This is a genomic window from Paenarthrobacter sp. TE4293 (assembly GCF_050435325.1).
Classification (GTDB): Bacteria; Actinomycetota; Actinomycetes; order Actinomycetales; family Micrococcaceae; genus Arthrobacter; species Arthrobacter nitroguajacolicus_C.
In genome coordinates this window covers 33,952-51,560 of the sequence record NZ_JBNJRY010000004.1, presented here as the reverse complement: position 1 = coordinate 51,560, position 17,609 = coordinate 33,952, and the positions used below count along the sequence as shown (strand labels likewise).

14 protein-coding genes are annotated in these 17,609 nt (G+C 63.2%); 11 read left to right on the top strand and 3 right to left on the bottom strand.

Features of this window, described 5'->3' with window-relative positions; genetic code table 11:
- Window positions 1–18: 18 nt before the first annotated feature.
- From QF015_RS09105 to rsmD, 3 genes are read left to right on the top strand one after another with little or no spacing between them, the layout of a single operon-like run.
- On the top strand, window positions 19–1,059 hold the full coding sequence (locus QF015_RS09105; protein WP_310208685.1) for a DAK2 domain-containing protein: 1,041 nt from the start codon (window positions 19–21) through the stop codon (window positions 1,057–1,059).
- Window positions 1,049–3,304, top strand: a complete 2,256-nt coding sequence (locus QF015_RS09100) for an ATP-dependent DNA helicase RecG (RefSeq protein WP_310208683.1) — start codon at window positions 1,049–1,051, stop codon at window positions 3,302–3,304. The genes QF015_RS09105 and QF015_RS09100 overlap by 11 nt, the downstream gene beginning before the upstream one ends.
- Window positions 3,305–3,355: 51 nt before the next feature.
- Window positions 3,356–3,922 (top strand): 16S rRNA (guanine(966)-N(2))-methyltransferase RsmD, encoded by a 567-nt coding sequence (rsmD, locus tag QF015_RS09095; RefSeq protein WP_310208682.1) that lies wholly within the window; start codon window positions 3,356–3,358, stop codon window positions 3,920–3,922.
- Window positions 3,923–3,938: 16 nt separating this feature from the next.
- Here the strand turns inward: rsmD and QF015_RS09090 are convergent, their stop codons facing one another.
- The gene (locus QF015_RS09090) at window positions 3,939–4,733 is read right to left on the bottom strand and encodes a spermidine synthase (RefSeq protein ID WP_429388991.1); all 795 of its coding nucleotides are present in this window, start codon (window positions 4,731–4,733) and stop codon (window positions 3,939–3,941) included.
- The gene (locus tag QF015_RS09085; RefSeq protein ID WP_429388526.1) at window positions 4,730–5,995 is read right to left on the bottom strand and encodes an aminotransferase class I/II-fold pyridoxal phosphate-dependent enzyme; all 1,266 of its coding nucleotides are present in this window, start codon (window positions 5,993–5,995) and stop codon (window positions 4,730–4,732) included. Before QF015_RS09085 ends, QF015_RS09090 begins: the two co-directional genes overlap by 4 nt.
- 35 nt (window positions 5,996–6,030) lie before the next feature.
- Here QF015_RS09085 and coaD point away from each other — a divergent pair, with 35 nt between their 5' ends.
- The 8 genes from coaD (at window position 6,031) to QF015_RS09045 (ending at window position 12,406) form a co-directional block, all read left to right on the top strand.
- Window positions 6,031–6,531, top strand: a complete 501-nt coding sequence (gene coaD / locus QF015_RS09080) for a pantetheine-phosphate adenylyltransferase (RefSeq protein ID WP_310208678.1) — start codon at window positions 6,031–6,033, stop codon at window positions 6,529–6,531.
- Between the two features lie 166 nt (window positions 6,532–6,697).
- Entirely contained in the window at window positions 6,698–7,225 is a 528-nt protein-coding gene (locus QF015_RS09075; RefSeq protein WP_310208676.1) for a YceD family protein, read from the top strand.
- Between the two features lie 33 nt (window positions 7,226–7,258).
- Window positions 7,259–7,462 carry a 50S ribosomal protein L32 gene (rpmF, locus tag QF015_RS09070; protein ID WP_011775139.1) on the top strand — a complete coding sequence of 68 codons (204 nt, stop codon included), beginning with the start codon at window positions 7,259–7,261 and terminating at the stop codon, window positions 7,460–7,462.
- Between the two features lie 23 nt (window positions 7,463–7,485).
- Window positions 7,486–8,196, top strand: coding sequence for a ribonuclease III (gene rnc / locus QF015_RS09065; protein WP_310208674.1), 711 nt, complete (start codon window positions 7,486–7,488; stop codon window positions 8,194–8,196).
- Between the two features lie 6 nt (window positions 8,197–8,202).
- Entirely contained in the window at window positions 8,203–9,186 is a 984-nt protein-coding gene (gene mutM / locus QF015_RS09060) for a bifunctional DNA-formamidopyrimidine glycosylase/DNA-(apurinic or apyrimidinic site) lyase (protein WP_310208672.1), read from the top strand.
- 183 nt (window positions 9,187–9,369) lie between these two features.
- Window positions 9,370–10,071 carry a hypothetical protein gene (locus tag QF015_RS09055; RefSeq protein ID WP_310208671.1) on the top strand — a complete coding sequence of 234 codons (702 nt, stop codon included), beginning with the start codon at window positions 9,370–9,372 and terminating at the stop codon, window positions 10,069–10,071.
- Between the two features lie 8 nt (window positions 10,072–10,079).
- Window positions 10,080–11,381, top strand: a complete 1,302-nt coding sequence (locus tag QF015_RS09050; protein WP_429388522.1) for an MFS transporter — start codon at window positions 10,080–10,082, stop codon at window positions 11,379–11,381.
- Window positions 11,378–12,406 (top strand): TolB family protein, encoded by a 1,029-nt coding sequence (locus tag QF015_RS09045; RefSeq protein ID WP_429388520.1) that lies wholly within the window; start codon window positions 11,378–11,380, stop codon window positions 12,404–12,406. The genes QF015_RS09050 and QF015_RS09045 overlap by 4 nt, the downstream gene beginning before the upstream one ends.
- Window positions 12,407–12,437: 31 nt before the next feature.
- On the opposite strand, the gene QF015_RS09040 is transcribed toward QF015_RS09045, so the two are convergent.
- A complete protein-coding gene (locus QF015_RS09040) occupies window positions 12,438–17,339 on the bottom strand; it encodes a DUF4082 domain-containing protein (protein ID WP_429388517.1) in 4,902 nt (1,633 codons plus the stop codon).
- Window positions 17,340–17,609: the final 270 nt, after the last annotated feature.

Below are 17,609 nucleotides of genomic sequence, written 5' to 3'. Positions count from 1 at the left end.
GCCGCGAATGCGCACGCCATGAAACGTTGGCTCGGCAAGGCGGAGGTGGTCCTTGGCAACCATAGCGATCGCCTGAACGCGATCAACATCTTCCCTGTTGCCGACGGCGATACCGGCACCAACCTGTACCTCACGGTTCGTGCAGCGGTGTCGGCCCTTGATGGCCCCGCGCCTGACTCCACCGAGACCGGCAGCGACGTCGGCGCGGTTTTGTCGCGTGCCGGGCAGGCCGCCATGGAACAGGCACGGGGAAATTCGGGAACGCTGTTCGCCGTCTTCCTGTGTGCCGCTGCCGAGCCGCTGGCAGGTAAATCGCGGCTGAGCGCGCCGTTGCTCGCCACAGCCCTGAACAGGGCCCAAATCCGGGCCTGGTCGGCCTTGAGCGAACCTGTCGCCGGGACCATGCTCTCGGTCCTGGAAGCGGCCTCGGACGCGGCCCAGGCCGTTGATGCCTCCCAAAACTCCGACGACAGCAACCATGCCCTGGGCCTGGCGCTCGACGCCGTCGTGGAAGCGGCCTTCCAAGCCGTCGTCCGCACGGAGGACGAACTCGCGCAGTTGCAGGAAGCCCATGTGGTGGACGCCGGTGGTGTTGGCATGCTGCTGGTCCTGGACTGCCTCCGTGCCGCTGTCCTGGGTGAAGAACTGCAGGACGAACTCCTGGACGGACTGCACGGCTACAAGCTGCAGGACCCCCACATCCATGAGCACATGCCGGCCGATGACGGCGTGGAAGTCATGTGCACCATCAATCTTTCGCCGCTCAATGCAGCCATCCTTCGGCAACGCCTGGACGAGATGGGTGATTCGGTCATCATGAGCCAAGTGGGCGGCGCGCGGGGCCAGGATGACGATGACGATGAATCCACGGTCGAAGCAAGCTACCGGTGGAGAGTCCATGTCCACGTCCCCGATCCCGATCCGGCGGTAGCACTGATTCGTTCGCTGGGGGAGCCTACGGACATTGCCGTCAGCCAATTGGCCCTGCCGCGCGGCGACGACCAGGATCCGGCATCGCAGGAGCCCAGCGTTACAGGCCAGTCACGGCATGATTACTGAGCTGGAACTACCCCTCGAGCGCAGAATCGGCAAGCGGTCCGCAGCAGTCATTGAGAAGCATCTGGGACTCAAAACCACGGGCGCCTTGCTGAACTACTTTCCGCGCCGGTACTTGAGCCGTGGCGAGCTGACGCCCATCAGCAACCTCCCGCTGGACGAGGAAGTCACGCTTATTGCCCGGGTCCTGTCCAACAGCACCCGCCAAATGCGGGCCCGTCGAGGCTCCATCACGGACGTGGTGGTGACAGACGAAGCCGGCGGAAGCAGTGTCCAAGGCACGTTGAAGGTCAGCTTCTTCAATGGTTTCCGGGCCAAGGCGGAACTCCAGCCAGGTCGCCGGGCCATGTTCTCCGGCAAGGTAAGCCGCTATGGCGGGGCACTCGGCCTGACCAACCCGGACTTCCTGTTGCTGGACGAGGACCCGGAAGCCGAGGGCTCCATGGATCCCGAAAAGCTTGCCGCCATGCCCATCCCGGTCTATCCCGCGACCGCCAAGCTGACGAGTTGGTCCATCCACAAGGTGGTCACCGCTTTGCTCGAGACCATGGATCTTGATGCCCTGGAAGATCCCCTTCCGGCAGGCATCGTCCGACGGGATGGGCTGCTGAGCGTGGCCGAAGCCTACCGCCTGATCCATTCACCGGAGACTGCGAACGACTGGCAAAGGGCTCAGGAGCGCTTCCGGTACCAGGAAGCACTGGTCCTGCAAACGGCCTTGGCGCGGCGACGGGCGCAGCTGGCAGCTGAGGAAGCCACGGCACGCCGACCCCGCGCCGACGGCCTGCTCAGCGCCTTTGACCGGAACCTGCCGTTCACCTTGACGGCTGGACAGTCCGCCGTCGGAAAGACCCTTGCTGAAGAACTGGCACGGGACTCGCCCATGAACCGGCTGCTGCAGGGCGAAGTGGGTTCGGGAAAAACGATCGTTGCCCTTCGTGCCATGTTGCAGGTGGTGGATGCCGGTGGCCAGGCTGCACTGTTGGCACCGACCGAAGTCTTGGCAGCCCAGCATTTCCACTCCATCCGCCGGACCTTGGGGTCGTTGGCTCGGGACCATGTTTTCGGTGGAGCAGGAATGCTCGGCGGGGACTCGTCGCAGGAGTCCGTCCAGGTGACGCTGCTGACCGGTTCCATGCCCACCGCGGCGCGCAAGCAAGCCATGTTGGACGCTGCCTCGGGAAACGCCGGCATCGTCATCGGCACCCACGCTTTGCTGAGTGACAAGACCAGCTTCCAGGACCTCGGCCTTATTGTGGTCGATGAACAGCACCGTTTTGGCGTGGAGCAACGTGACGCCCTCCGGGCAAAAGCCCAGCGTCCACCCCACCTGCTGGTCATGACGGCGACGCCTATTCCCCGCACAGTGGCGATGACGGTGTTTGGAGACCTTGAAACCTCCATCCTGGATGAGTTACCCGCCGGTCGGGCCCCCATCACCACGCATGTGGTGGGACTGGTCGAGAACCCCGGCTGGGTGGACCGCATTTGGAAGCGGTCCCGGGAAGAAGTCGAGTCGGGCCATCAGGTGTACGTGGTGTGCCCCAAGATCGGAACGGACGACGACGGCGACTTCAGTCCGGGAGAAGCGGAACCCAGCGACGCGGACCTCGCGGACGAAGGATCGGCACGGGAGCTCGCATCGGTGACGGCCGTCGTCGAAAGCCTCTTGCAGGAGCCGGCTTTGGCCGGCGTGCCGGTAGCGCCACTCCATGGGCGGCAGGACCCGCAGGTGAAGTCCGAGACCATGGCATCTTTCGCGGCCAACCACGTCAAGGTGCTCGTTTCCACCACGGTTATCGAGGTGGGGGTCGATGTCCATAACGCCACGCTGATGGTGATCCTGGACGCCGACCGCTTCGGAATCTCACAACTTCACCAGCTCCGTGGCCGGGTGGGCCGTGGCGGACTGCCCGGCACTTGCCTGCTGGTGACCACGTTGGAGCCCGGACACCCGAGCCGCCGGCGGCTTGAGGCAGTGGCGTCAACCACAGATGGCTTCGAACTTTCCCAGGAAGATTTGAAGCTCCGACGTGAAGGCGACATCCTGGGTGCCTCGCAATCCGGCGGGCGTTCCACGCTGAAGTTGCTCCGGGTCCTGGAACATGCCGAGATCATCGCCCGCGCACGCGCCGACGCCCAAAGCCTGGTAGCCGAGGACCCTGCCCTCCAGCACCAGCCGGCACTCGCGGCAGCCATTGACGAATACTTGAACCCCGAGAAGGAGGCGTTCCTTGAACGCGGTTAGAGTTCCAGCCACCAGCGACCAGTGCGGTGCGTCAGCTACGGACGTGCCCCTGTGAGCCGGATCATTGCCGGGGTAGGCGGCGGGAACCCGCTGACCAGCGTCCCGGGGACCGCTACGCGGCCAACGACGGACCGGGTGAAGGAAGCGCTCTTTTCGCGCTTGGAGTCCCTGGCAGTCATTGACGATGCCCGGGTCCTTGACCTGTATGCCGGCTCGGGGGCCTTGGGCATTGAAAGCGCCAGCAGGGGTGCCCGCAGCGTGGACCTGGTGGAGTTTGACGCCAAAGCGAGTGACGTGTGCCAGCGCAATGCGGATTTGGTGAACCAACTTTTGGGCGCCCGAAAGGTCGCTGTCCACCGTTCCAAGGTGGAGTCGTTCCTGGAACGTGCGCGGGAAGCCGAGTTATGGGACCTGGTGTTCCTTGATCCGCCCTATCCGTTGGAAGAACCGGCCTTGACTGCTGTGTTGGAAAAGTTGGTGCCCCATGTGGACGAAGGCGGCGTGGTGGTCGTGGAGCGCAGTTCGCGCAGCCCCGAGCCCGCGTGGCCCGAGGCTATGGAATGCTTCGCGGACAAGAAGTATGGCGAAACCAAGTTGTGGTTCGCCGAACCGTCCTAGGTCCGGGGCTGCAACGCTAGCCGGCAATCCGATCCAGGTCCATGCCGGTGAGGACCGTCGCTGGATGCGGGCCACGGGCAAGCAACTCCGCCGTCCACTCCGGAGACCACCTCGTGCCAGTACCCACAAGAATGATATTTCCGGGGTATCTGCCGTCGAACATGCCTGTTTCGGCGACGGCGGCGACGTCCGGCATGGCCTCGCGCAGGGCGGTCACCTGGCTGCGCACCAGGGTCAGAGCCGGCTCATCTCCGACATTGACGATCAGGACCCCGCCAGGACGCAGCCGCGCTGCGGCTTCTTCGTAGAACTCCCGGCAGGCAAGATGTGCCGGAGCTTCGGGACCGGAGAAGATGTCGAGAATGACGACGTCGAACGCCGCGCCCGCGTCCAGCTCAGCCAAGGCATCCCGGGCATCGCCGATGTGGGTCGTCAAGTGGGTGCCCTCAGGCATGGGCAATTTCTGGAGCACGAAGTCGAGCAGCTCGCGCTCCAGTTCCACCGCGTACTGGTGGGAGCCGGGGCGGGTCGCCTGGATATAGCGGGCAAGGGTCAAAGCGCCTGCACCCAGGTGCAGGGCGCTGATGGGCGCTCCGGGAGCGGCAGCCAAATCCACCACGTGCCCGATCCTGCGCAGGTACTCGTAGAAGATTTCCCCCGGGTCCGCGAGGTTGACGTGGGATTGCTCAGCTCCGCCGATGCTCAGCACGAAACTGCCCTCAATGAGCGTATCGGCCTCGATGGTGGCGTGTTGTCCCGTGGTCCGGAGGTACCGTGAGGCGACGTGGCGGCCGGGTCCGGTGGTACTCAGAGCCGGTCCTTGAGTGAGGCGAGGCGTCCCGCGGCTTCTTCCAGGACGTCGGTCTTTTTGCAGAAGGCGAAGCGCAGCAAGCTTCGGGTGCGCTCAGCTCCCTCAGGATGGCAGAACACAGGCACTGGAATAGCGGCTACTCCAACCAACCCCGGAAGTCGCCGCGCGAGGTCCACGGAATCGCGGATACCCAAGGGGGAGGTGTCCACGTTGATGAAATAGGTGCCGCTGGGTTGGTATACCCCGAACCCGGCAGCACGCAGCCCATCGGCCAGGATGTCGCGTTTGTGCTGGAGTGTCTCCGCGATGCCTGCGTAGAACTCGTCCGGAAGGCCAAGACCCACGGCAATGGCCCCCTGGAAGGGGGTACCCGAGCTGTAGGTCAGGAACTGCTTGACGGTGCGAACGGCCGATACCAGCTGCTCCGGTCCGCTGAGCCACCCGATTTTCCAGCCAGTGAAGGAGAAGGTCTTCCCGGCGGAGGAGATGGTGATGGTCCGCTCGGCGGCTCCCGGAAGGGACGTGATGGGGATGTGGCGAACGCCGAAGGTCAAGTGTTCGTAGACTTCGTCGCTGACGATGATGGCGCCGTACTTGGCGGCCAGCTCCACGATCTTCGCCAGGACATGATGGGGAAAGACCGCGCCTGTGGGGTTGTGGGGATTGTTCAGGAGCACAAGCTTGGTCCGGGTACTGAACGAGCTTTCGAGAGTTGACAGGTCGGGAAGGAAATCCGGGGCCAGCAGGGGAGCGGTGACATGCGTGGCACCGGTCATACCGATGATGGCCCCGTAGGAATCGTAAAAAGGTTCGAAGGTCAGAACCTCGTCGCCGGGCTGGATGAAGGCGAGCAGGGTGGCTGCGATTGCTTCCGTTGCGCCGGTGGTGACAAGGACTTCGGTGTCAGGATCCGGGGTCAACCCGTAGAACCTTTGCTGGTGCGCTGAGATGGCTTCCCTCAGTATGGGAAGGCCTTTGCCTGGTGCGTACTGGTTCGCTCCGGAGGCAATGGCGGCTCGGGCTGCTTCTTTGATCTCAGCGGGACCGTCCTCATCCGGAAACCCTTGGCCGAGGTTGATGGCACCGGTGGAAAGAGCCAGCGTTGTCATCTCCTCGAAGATGGTCACACCCAGGGTTCCTTCGGACGAGAGCAAATTGGCTCCAGTTGCGGCCCGCTGCCAGGGTGCTGTGCCGCTACCTGGGGTGGTGCCGGCGCTGGTTTCAAGGGAGGGGCTGCTGCCTGCTGATGCCATGGTTGCCATGGTATCCCGGGGAAGCTATGGGGTAGGTTCGAGTCATGAGACGAGCGGTATGCCCTGGATCCTTTGACCCTATCCACAACGGACATCTCGAAGTCATTGCCCGGGCCGCGGGCCTGTTTGACGAAGTCATCGTGGCTGTGTCCACCAACTATGCAAAGAAGTACAGGTTCAGCCTCGAAGACCGCATGGAGATGGCACGCGAAACGCTGGCATCCCTCAGGGGAATCATCGTCGAACCCATGGGCGAAGGATTGTTGGCCGAGTACTGTCGACACCGGGGCGTCTCGGCCATCGTCAAAGGTCTCCGTTCATCGTCCGATTTCGACTACGAACTGCCCATGGCCACCATGAACCGCCAGTTGGCCGGCATCGAAACGGTGTTCCTTCCGGCCGAAGCACATTACGTCCACCTGTCGTCGACACTGATCAAAGAGGTCAACGTTCTGGGAGGGGACATCTCGGACTTTGTCCCTAAATCCGTGCTGAAGCGGCTCCTTGCTGGCGAGCCTGCAACGGAACACCCGCGCAAAGGGTAGGCTTGTCGGGTACCTCGCGCCTTTATGCGGAGTGCCCCAAGCTGAAACCACCGCGCATTTACGCGCGCCCGGCGTCGGTTTGAGTCCTCAAGCGTGATCAGGCTAAGATGGTACGTCGGTCATATGTTCTACAGGAGTTCTCATTAAGCGAGATGCAAGTTCGCCCTTGGCGCTGGTAGTCAAGGACCTTGGACGCAGTCCAGGGACCATGCGGACACTCAACGAGCATGTACCTGCGCCAAGTGACCTTGGTGTGGCGCTCATTGGCGTGAAGGAAGGCTCGGATGTCGAGCTGGATCTTCGCCTTGAGGCCGTACACGAAGGAATTCTGGTATCCGGCAGTGTAATCGTCGAAGTAACCGGCGAGTGCGGCCGATGCCTGGATCCCCTTGCGTATGACCTTGAAGTCAATGTGCAAGAACTTTTCTTCTATGAAGGCGTAGAGCTTTCGGGCGAAGAAGACGATGAAGAGCAACGTCGAGTCGAGTACGATCTGATCGATCTTGAGCCGGTGTTGCGGGACGCAGTTGTCACTATGCTGCCGTTCCAGCCGGTGTGCCGGGAAGACTGCCAGGGTCTGTGCTCCGAATGCGGAGCGCGCCTGGAAGACGAGCCGGGGCACCACCACGAGGTCATTGACCCTCGCTGGGCTGCCCTAGCTGATCTGGCTAAGACTGACCGGCAAACCGATTAGTAAGTGTTCGTCTAAGAGAGAAATGAGATAGCCGTGGCTGTTCCCAAGCGGAAAATGTCTCGCGCAAATACACGCGCCCGCCGTGCCCAGTGGAAGGCAACTGCCCCCAACTTGGTCAAGACCATCGAAAACGGTCAGGTTACCTACAGCCTGCCGCACCAGGCAAAGGTCGTTACTGACTCTGCCGGCACCGCGCTGTTCCTTGAATACAAGGGCCGCAAGGTCGCAGACGCCTAATCTGCCGTACAGGCTGACTAAGGATGTCTTCAACTGAAGAGCTTCTGAAGCGTCTCGGTGTCTCGATTGACACCGAGACGCTTCGTCTTGCTCTGACACATCGCTCATACGCGTATGAGAACGGTGGGATCCCCACCAACGAGCGCCTCGAGTTCCTCGGCGACTCCATCCTGGGATTCTCCGTCACCGATTCCCTCTACCGTGAGAACCCCACCCTGCCCGAAGGCGAGCTTGCCAAGCGGCGCTCCGCCGTCGTGAGTACCCGTGCGCTGGCCGGGATCGGCCGGGCCATCGGCGTAGGCGAGTTCATTTATCTCGGGCAAGGCGAGAAGCTGACCGACGGTAAGAACAAGGCCTCCATCCTGGCCGACACCATGGAAGCGTTGATTGGCGCCACCTACCTGTCGAACGACATGGAGACCGCCCGCCAATTGGTCATGCGGTTGGTTGGTCCGCTGCTCAAGGACGCCGGCGCCCTGGGAGCTGGAACCGATTGGAAGACCAGCATCCAGGAACTGACGGCCAGCCGGCAGCTTGGTGCCATCCACTATGCCGTGGAAGGTTCCGGACCGGACCACGCCCGTACTTTCGAGGCCGTGTTGAACATCGGCGGAACTCCCTACGGACGGGGCTCGGGTCATTCCAAGAAGGAAGCGGAGCAGGAAGCCGCAGCTGATGCCTGGCGTGCGCTGACCGCCTTGGACCCCAGTACTGCCGGCCCCGCTTCCGCCTGAGGTTCCATGCCTGAGCTTCCCGAAGTCGAAGTAGTGCGCCGTGGCTTGGCCCGTTGGGTCCGTGGCCGTTCCATTACAGGCGTCGAGGTCCTTGATCCTCGTTCCATCCGACGCCACGCCCTTGGAACGGAAGACTTCATCGGCAACCTGGAGCACGCCACTGTGCTGGACGTCGTTCGGCGCGGGAAGTTCCTGTGGATGCCCCTCGCCATGACCTCCGCGGGCGGCGGCACGGAAAGCAGCACAGCGATGCACCCCGACCGCTCCCTTCCGAAGGTGGCGCTGATGGCCCATCTGGGAATGAGCGGGCAACTGCTGATGCAGGACCCGGCAGTCCCTGATGAAAAGCACCTCAAGGTCAGGATCACGCTCAGCCCGGCCGAGGACATGCCGGAGCAATTGCGGTTTGTTGACCAGCGGATTTTCGGGGGCCTGTTCGTGACGTCGTTGGTCCCGACGTCCGACGGCGGCCCTGGTGGCCTGGGCGAGACACCCTTGCCGGAGATCGCGGAGGAAGCATCGCATATCGCCCGGGATCCGCTGGACCCGTATTTCTCCTTTGACGCCTTTCATCGAAAGATCAAGAGCCGCAAGACAGGTATCAAGAGGGCGCTGCTGGACCAGTCCGTCATCTCCGGTATTGGCAACATCTATGCGGATGAGGCCTTGTGGCGCGCCCGTCTCCACTACGCAAGGGCCACCGACACCATGCGCCGTCCGGAGGCTGAGCGGCTGGTGGAAGCGGTCAAGGATGTCATGAACGCCGCCTTGGCCGCTGGAGGGACAAGTTTTGATTCCCTCTATGTCAACGTCAACGGCGATTCCGGGTACTTTGCGCGGTCGCTCAACGCCTACGGTCGCGCAGGGGAACTATGCGGCCGCTGCGAAGCAGTCGGCCTGCAGAGCATCATGAAGAGGGAGCAGTTCATGAACCGTTCCTCCTATACGTGCCCGGTATGCCAACCCCGTCCGCGGAACGGACGTTGGTAGGGCCAAAACTGTTCCGGAATCCGGATCGCGATGGCAGACTGTCCCCATGAACAGCTTGGCGCTTCGAATCGCCATCGCAAGGATCAACGCCACCTCAACGCAGGTGGCGTCAGTTCTACCCGCGGCTGTTTTCGACTCCGGATCAAACTGCCCGGTCCGCGGTCCGGCCGGTCCAGGTATGCCATGATGGCGCGGCGGCTGGTCATAGCGGGTATTTGCCTGGCTGTGCTGATTGCCGCCGTGGCCATAGTGCTGGACCAGATGGCGAAGCCTGGGTCCTCTTCCGCGCAAAGTCCGCAGTCCTCCAGTTCAAGCCCTGCCCCAGGTGCCGGTTCCACTGGTGCCGACGCGCCCGCATCGGGCAGTCCGGCGTCGGGCGCCGCCACTACCGGTGGCGTGGGCAGCGGGACCAACGGTCCTGAGAGCAGTGCCGCCGCACCTACGGCCAAACCCCTCGAGGTCCTCCCGCCGGTCACAGCCACTCCTACAGGTTTGCCAGAAGCTTCCGCGCCGGCGCCGCTCATCACTGGTGCACTCCCGCAACCCGGCCGGGCGTCCGGTGAGCTGGTGGACGGTTGGCCCGGGGACATCCTCACGCTGCCCTCCGGGACCACCATTGGATCGACGTCGGTGTCAACGTCCGGGGACATTCTCCAGCTGACGGCGGACGGCATCATTGCCAAACCACAGGCCGAGGTCCTGGATTCCTTCCGGCAATCGTTGGTGTCCCACGGATTCTGGTCCGAGGACGCTCCCGCTGCCGATGGTGCAGTGGCTGCGAGGTTTGTCCGGGGCACAGACACCGTGACGGTTTCGGTGGCGACGACCGGAACGGGCAGCTCACGTTTCCAGCTGTTGGGCAGCCTGCACACAACGGCGGACTAGGGGAACCGATGTACATTTCTCTCTCAGACCGCAGCGGCGGTAAACGGGGCAAGCCACAGGGCAATGGAACGGCACTGGCAACCGAGGTGCCGTTCCGTTTGTCCCCGGTCATCCTGTGGTTGGGCATCGTGAGCATGGTGACCGATGTTTCCTCTGAATCCGTCACGGCCATCCTTCCGTTGTACGTCACAGGGTTCCTGGGGCTGACGACCATCGCCTTTGGCTTCATTGACGGCATCAACCAGGGCGCCAGCGCCATCGTGAGGATCGCGGCTGGTTGGGCAGCCGATCGCAGTGGCCATCCCAAACGGATAGCGTTGGCCGGATATGGGCTGTCCATGCTCGCCAGGATTGGTTTCCTGTTCGCTGGAGGATTCTGGGCTATTGCGGCCATTGTGACCGGCGACCGGATCGGAAAGGGCATTCGCACGGCACCCAGGGACGCGCTGATCTCGGTGTCCGCCCAACCCGAACATTTAGCCCGGTCCTTTGGCGTCCACAGGATGCTGGACAACATAGGGGCCGCGGCTGGACCGTTGATCGCGTTCTTTGTCCTGCTGATGATTCCCAACGGGTTCAGCACAGTTTTTGTGGTGTCCCTCGCTTTCGCCGTGATCGGAGTCGCCGTCCTGGCGCTCGTGGTGCCGGACATCCGCGCTCAAGGCCTGAAAAACCCCGAGGGCAGGGACGGCAAACGGCTCTTCGCTTTGTCCTGGAGGCATTTCAAGGAACCCGGCCTGGGCAAACTGCTCATCGCGGCCGGCCTCCTGGGACTGGTCACCATTGGCGATGGCTTCATCTACCTGGTGCTCCAAGCCCGGGATTCGTTTGCTGTCCAGTGGTTTCCCCTGCTCTTCGTCGGCACCAACGTGGTCTTCCTGGCCCTGGCAATCCCCCTGGGGCGGCTGGCTGACAGGGTGGGCAAAGTGCCGGTCTTCGTGGGCGGCCACCTTGCCTTGCTGGCCACCTACCTTCTGGCCGCGGCACCCTTCGGGGGACTATGGGGCACCGTGGGGTGCCTGATCCTGTTGGGAGCCTTCTATGCGGCAACCGACGGCGTCCTGGCCGCCTTGGCCAGCCAGTTGACTCCACCAGGAAAACTTGCCACCGGGATTGCTTCGGCACAGACAGTAGTGGCACTGAGCCGGATGGCGGCTTCCGCGGGCTTTGGAGTGCTCTGGTACGCCGTGGGTGCACCAACGGCCATGGTGGTGGCTGGTGGACTCCTGGCCTGCGCGGTGGTGGCTGTCGCCGTGATCCTGCGGAACGCCCGGCCTTCGGTGGGCCAGGACGTGGGCAGCGAGGCATGAGCGGGACGCTGACCGGCAGCAGGGTGCGTTGGGGCGTTCTCCTTGCAGTGACGGCGCTTGTGCTGGCGGCGGCCGGAATCTATGCCATTGGGGCGTACCAGCGCTTCGAAGAAAGCCGGATGGCCGCCTCATCAGTGGGTGTCACAGCGGGCCAACCCCTTCCCAATGCTCCCTTCGTTCTCTTCCGGAATACGGCGTCAGGCCAGGGATACGGCAACGCGGCAACTGTGCCGCTGTCCGATCCGGGTGGAACCCGGGCCGTGAGCGAGCAGGAGTGCGACCGCGTCTATGGGACACCGGACAGCGTGGTGTGCCTCAAGACCAACCGGGGGCTGGTGACCGCCTTCGAAGCGGTGGTGCTGGATCGGGACTGGCAACAACAGCGGGCGTGGCCTGTCCCGGGCATCCCGAGCAGGACCAGGATCAGCGCTGACGGGTCCATGATTGCCACCACGGTTTTTGTCACCGGTCACTCCTACGCTACGGCTGGCTTTTCCACAGCCACTGAAATCAGCCTGCCCGGGGGGTCCTCCGGAAACCTTGAGGACTTTGCCCTGATGGTGAACGGGGAGCGCTTGGTTACCACGGACAGGAACATCTGGGGAGTGACTTTTGCTCCCGGCCAGAGTGATGTCTTCTACGCCACCGCAGCATCGTCGGGTCGTATCTGGCTGGTCCGGGGGAGCCTGTCCGCGAAGACTTTGACCGCCATCCATGATCACGTGGAGTGCCCGTCGATCTCGCCTGACGGCACGCGGATCGCCTATAAGAAGAACGACGGCGGGGCGCTGGCTGCCCATTGGAAGGTCGCCGTTCTTGACCTCGCGTCGGGTCAGGAAAGTGTGCTCGCAGAGAAGCGCAGCGTCGATGACCAGATCGAGTGGCTGGACAACCAGAACCTCCTCTACGGCTTGGCGGATGAGGCCGTGGAGGGGGACAGCAACATCTGGCAGTTGGGTACCGAACCCGGCTCGCAGCCGAGCTTGTTCATCGCCCATGCGTGGTCGCCAAGCGTGGTTCGCTGAACGAGCAGGACGATTACAGCGGCAGGTGCCCTCAGCAGGTCCCGAGCAGTCCGCAGAGCAACCCGCCTGACTGCGTTGGACTGGGAGTAGGGCTGGGTGAGGGTGTCGCCGTCGCTGTTGCCGTGGGTGACGGCGTCGGAGTGGCCGTCGGTGTAGCCGTTGGCGACGGTGATGGCGCAGCCACCTGTTGGGAGGGAGCAGCGGTGGTGGAGTACACCACATCCACAAAGTAGTTGGTCGCATTCCAGGAGTTGGCTGGCATAACCCCGCCGGAACCGTACCGGTAGCGGCCATTGTTCGGGCCACTGGCTGTGAATACCCCGCTCGTATAGGTCTGGTTGAAGAACGCCGAGGTATAGGAGTAGCGGCCGTTGGGTGCCCTGTAGGACACCACGTATGTTTGTCCGGTCACCAAGGCCACCGGGGCGGACAACGTAGCGGACTGCCAGCCCGTGGCCGTCTCATTGGTGAACGTCACCTGGGCCAGGCGGGTGCCAGCCGAGTTCCACAGCGATCCGACGTGGGTGCCTGTATTGCCGGCCCCCTTGTAGAAACGTATGCCGGTCACATTTCCGGCCTGCGAAACACTGAAGGCGGTCCCAAGTTCCACTGGCATGACATCTGATGCGGAAACTACCTGCGGTGTCAGCGATCCGAAGATCGTGGACACCTGAACGGTCGGGGCAGCAGTGGTGAACTGCCAGGTGGTGGTGGGGAACGCCTGACCTTGTTGGGAGACGACGTTGGCCACACTGGCAGTAACGACCGTGCTGTTGGGCAGTGCCGCGGCCGGGGTGAATGTTATCGACTTGCTGTCCGCAGACAGTGCGGCCGTGCCGGCAACGGATGCCCCGTTCGCCGTCAGGGTGAAGGACGAACCAGCGTTGATGGCGTTCGAGAAGGTAATGGACGGTTTCACATCCGTTGGAATGCCGGTGGCACCCGGGGCAGGAACCTGTTCTGTGACGGTCAGGGGCTGGGTGGGCGTGGCGAACACTACGTCCACCAGGTAGCTGGCCGTGGAGGAGGAACCCGGGAAGTCCGTGTTGTAGCCGAAAGCACCCGAGTCAGCAGCCGTGCGCAGTGGCCCGCTGGTCAGGCCTGCACCAAATCCGCTGGCGCTGTAGGAGTACTTGCCGGTGGGAGCCTTGTAGGCTGCCACATATTCAGTGTCGGCATCGATACTGACCGGCTGGCTGAACGTTGCGGTCTGCCAGCCAGTGCTGGACTCATTGGTGAAGGTTACGGTGGCCAGGAGTTGTCCGGCCGCCGTGTACAGCGAACCGGTGTGGGTTCCCGTGTTGCCGGCCGCCTTGTAGAAGCGCACTCCCGTGATCTGGCCGGCAGTGTCGCTGGCGAACCTGACGCCGAGGGACAACGAAACTCCGTCGTCGGCATCGGGCGTCGTGGGCGTCACCGTGTCCTGGTAAAGCGTGCACGGGCAGACTCCTGGTGTGCGCGGCGGCGGAACTGTGGTGAAGGTCCATGTTCCGCCGCCGGACATGGGCTGGCCGGAAACAGATGTTGCCGTCACCGTAGCGGTGTACGAGGTACCTGCGGCCAGCGGAGCAGTGGGCGTGAAGGTGACCTTGCGCGTCGCTGAGTCATAGGCCGATGTCCCGGCTATCGCAGCCCCGCTGGTCGCTTTCACGGCCATGCTGACGCTGGAGGCTACTGCAGCTTCGGAGAGCACTGCGGAGATTGCAGTGTTCAGCGGAACGCTTGAGGCGTTCGGCATCGGCGAGTGGGAGCCGACAGTAAACGGCGTATTGGGCACTGTCACCACGACGTCCACCAAGTAGCTGGCCGTCGATCGTGAAGCGGCAAAGTCGCCGCTGTAGGTATAAGCCCCTGCATCCGAAGCTGCCCGCAGTGGTCCGACACTGAGTCCTGACCCGAATCCGTTGGCAGTGGCCGAATAGGTGCCGGTCAGCGACTTGTAGGACACGATGTACTCGGTGTTGGCTGCCATCTGGACTGGCTGGCTGAGCATTGCCGTCTGCCACCCAGAGGCACTCTCGTTCGTGAACGCCACGGTGGCCAGTTGCTGACCTGTCGCAGTATAGAGGGCGCCGTTATGGGTGCCGGTGTTTCCAGCGGACTTGTAGAAGCGGATTCCCAGTACTTCACCTGCGGAAACACTGGAGAACCTGATCCCGAGCGTCACGGGCACACCTTCACGCAGTTCGGCGATGCCCGGTGTGACGGAGTCATCGTAGAAGCTGCAGGGGCAGGCACCCGGAACGGGCAGCGTCGCTGCGGTGGTAAAGGACCAGGTCCCGCCGGCTGTCACTGGACCTCCGACCGAATCGGTGCCGGACAACGTGGCCGTGTATTGCGTACTGAACGCCAACGCGCTCGACGGCGTGAACGTTGCCCGCCGCGTTGCGGCGTCATAGGCCGTTGTGCCTGCAACCGGGCCCGACGCCGACTGGAGCGTCAGCTGGACACTGGCCGCTGTGACGGGCTTGGAGAAGACAGCGCTCACTTTGGTGTTCACGGACACGCTCGACGACGACGGGATGGGGGAGTGGCCCGAGACCGTCATGGGGGAGCTGTCGACGGTGCTGAAGAGCGCGTCCGCGAAGTAGTTGCCACCGTTGTAGCTGGTGGTGGGGAAGCCCTGCGATGTGCTGTAGACACCGGCCGGTTCAGCTCCGAAACCACCAGCGACCTTCAGTGGTGCTTCCGTGGAACCAAAGCTGGCCCATTGGTAGTCCTTGGTGGCGTAGTGGCCGTTGGGCGCCCAGTAGGAAACAGTGTATTTCTGGCCGGCAGCAACAGGCACGGCCTGGCTGAACAGTGCTGTTTGCCAGCCCGATGCCGTCTCATTGGTGAATGTCGTGGTGGCAAGGCGCTCGCCGGTTGAGCTCCACAAGGAACCCGTGTGGGTGCCGGTATTGGCGGTGCTCTTGTAGAAGCGGACTCCGGTAATGAAGCCATCTGTTGACGGTGTGAACCGCAAACCCATTTCGTAGGCGCCGGCGTCGCCGGAGTCCTTGACCACAGGTACCGTTTGGCCGAACACGCTGTAAGGTCCGCTCAAGGTCAGGTTCCTGGTGACAGCCGCACCGATGTTGGCGCTGTCGTCGATGGCCCGGGCCTGGATGGTTGCTGTGGCGAGGCCCTTCTGGATGTAGGTGTAGGTCCAGCTTTGCTTGCCCGTGGCCGGGTGCCAGGTAGCGCCGCCGTCCGTTGACACTTCGACGCCGGCCACCACCCCGCCAACGTCCGTGGCGGTTCCGGTGACGGTGATGCTGCTGCCGTGCGCCACGGTGGCTCCGTTGGCAGGAGCGGAAATGGCGGCGGTCGGCTTGGTGGTATCGCTGCTGGCGACCGCGGCAACCAGCCCGGCCGCCCGGGTGGCTGGCTGGGCGCCCATGTCGGCGAGGATGTTGACCTGCGCCTGCCGCATGCGGACATCGGCTGCCGCGCCATCGCCGTCGTGCTCCTGGTCCAGGCCCCAAGTCCACTGGACGCTGCCGGCTGAGAAGACCAGCGCGCCACTGGCTGCGCGGTAGAGGGTCACGTTGTGGGTGGTACTCCCGGGGGCGACGGTATTACCGAAGTCCTGCAGGTACTCCGGAACGCTGCCCACAGTGGTGGAGAGCCGGATGAGTCCCGCTGGCCGGAAGCCGTTGTCGAGGTCCTCGTTGGATTCATAGCCGACGGTGTGTGGCGCCAGGGCTGCCGAGGAACCCGTCGCCAGCGATGCCAGCGTGGTGTTCCGCCAGAGCCTGGTTTTGCCTTCGTCAGCTTTCACGGTGACTGGCAGGTCGGAGTGGTTGGACATGTACATTGTCCCGGTCAGTCCGTTTTCGGGAAGGCCGCCACCGTTGGCCTGGGACGCGAAGCGGGGGTCCCGCCACGTGCCCGTCCATTGTGCGCTGGGATCGATCTTGGCATTTCCCCAGGTTTCCTTGTAGCAGGTCAGGGTGCGGTTGGCGGCACCGTCAACAGTTGAAGGCTCAAACCTGGTGCGCCAGTACATTTCGTTGCCCGACAGGAACTGGAGGTTCACGCCGGCGTCCCTCGCGGCTGTGACGTTGGCGCGCTGGGGACCGGACCAGTATTCGTCGTGGCCTACCGACAGGAAGACTTTGTGGTTCAGCAACTCGGCGCCGCTGCGGTCAGTATCAAGTCCGCTGATGTAGCTGACGTCGTAGCCGTTCTGCTCAAGGAAACGGACCATGGGGTATTCGTTGGAGAAGTAGAAGTCCCTGCCGCCCGGACCATCCCTGGTTGCCATGGGGCGGTTGTAGCTGACTTTGTAGGACCGGCCGTTTGCGGCCCCTTGGTAGAAGTCCGAGCCGCCATAAGTGTTGTAGGCCTGCCACGTCTGGTCCGCGGTCTGGAAGACGACGGCGGAACGGTTGCCGTCGTTGCGGACGATGAACGTGATGTGGCTCTTCGCTCCTGTATCAGGACGCCGGAGGAGTGCGATGTACACCCCGGACACGGCGGTGGCGGGGACCTGCCAGGTTGCCGACACTGCCCATGTGCCGCAGTCGTACAACTCGGTGGCCACGTCACTGCGGCACGCCGGTTGGTTCTGGCGCAGGACGGAGGGCGTTACGTCTGCGATCTTGCGCGCGCCGTTGCCCGCGTACCAGCCTGTCCGGTAGATCCCGATGGTGTAGCTGGGCGCGTTCGTATCCACCTTGAAACGGATGGGCTGGCCGGCATTGACGCTGATCTCCGTGGAGAAGCCCTGGATGCTGTCGTCGCCTGCACCATTGATGTCCCACTCCGACGGCGGACTGCCTGTCTTGGAGTTCTCACAGGCCACGGCATTTACCACGGGATCACAGGGACCCGCAGCCATCGCCGCTGGTGCGGCAAGCGGCAAGAGAGCCGCCACCATGGCAATCACCAAGGGCACTAAGAAGCCCTTGAGGACTCGCTGGTGTGGGTTAGCTGAAGTACCGGGCATCAGAACTCCTGGGGTGGCGCGCCGAAAATGCGAATGCGGGTCCGCGATTTCACGCACGGTCCCTGCTTGCCGCTCCCCAGCCAGGGTCAAACCAAGATCTTCAGTTATGGAACACGCGGGCTTGGTACCTGGATCGACGTTCCGAAGATCGGGACCGGATCCGGCAGTGGCTGGACCGAAGTTCATGCCGTAGCCGGATCACCGGAACGCGGAGGCCAAGTAGCCCTTGGCAGGAGTGTAGGGGTGTGGCTTGCCGACCACAAGGCGTTC

What these genes read in the sequence shown, in the direction of transcription:
- QF015_RS09085 (WP_429388526.1), bottom strand. Translation starts at nt 5,995, where the DNA reads ATGGCAACCATGGCATCAGCAGGCAGCAGCCCCTCCCTTGAAACCAGC.
- QF015_RS09105 (WP_310208685.1), top strand. Translation starts at nt 19, where the DNA reads ATGAAACGTTGGCTCGGCAAGGCGGAGGTGGTCCTTGGCAACCATAGC.
- rnc (WP_310208674.1), top strand. Translation starts at nt 7,486, where the DNA reads ATGTCTTCAACTGAAGAGCTTCTGAAGCGTCTCGGTGTCTCGATTGAC.
- QF015_RS09055 (WP_310208671.1), top strand. Translation starts at nt 9,370, where the DNA reads ATGATGGCGCGGCGGCTGGTCATAGCGGGTATTTGCCTGGCTGTGCTG.
- QF015_RS09050 (WP_429388522.1), top strand. Translation starts at nt 10,080, where the DNA reads ATGTACATTTCTCTCTCAGACCGCAGCGGCGGTAAACGGGGCAAGCCA.
- mutM (WP_310208672.1), top strand. Translation starts at nt 8,203, where the DNA reads ATGCCTGAGCTTCCCGAAGTCGAAGTAGTGCGCCGTGGCTTGGCCCGT.
- QF015_RS09040 (WP_429388517.1), bottom strand. Translation starts at nt 17,339, where the DNA reads ATGCCCGGTACTTCAGCTAACCCACACCAGCGAGTCCTCAAGGGCTTC.
- QF015_RS09045 (WP_429388520.1), top strand. Translation starts at nt 11,378, where the DNA reads ATGAGCGGGACGCTGACCGGCAGCAGGGTGCGTTGGGGCGTTCTCCTT.
- QF015_RS09100 (WP_310208683.1), top strand. Translation starts at nt 1,049, where the DNA reads ATGATTACTGAGCTGGAACTACCCCTCGAGCGCAGAATCGGCAAGCGG.
- coaD (WP_310208678.1), top strand. Translation starts at nt 6,031, where the DNA reads ATGAGACGAGCGGTATGCCCTGGATCCTTTGACCCTATCCACAACGGA.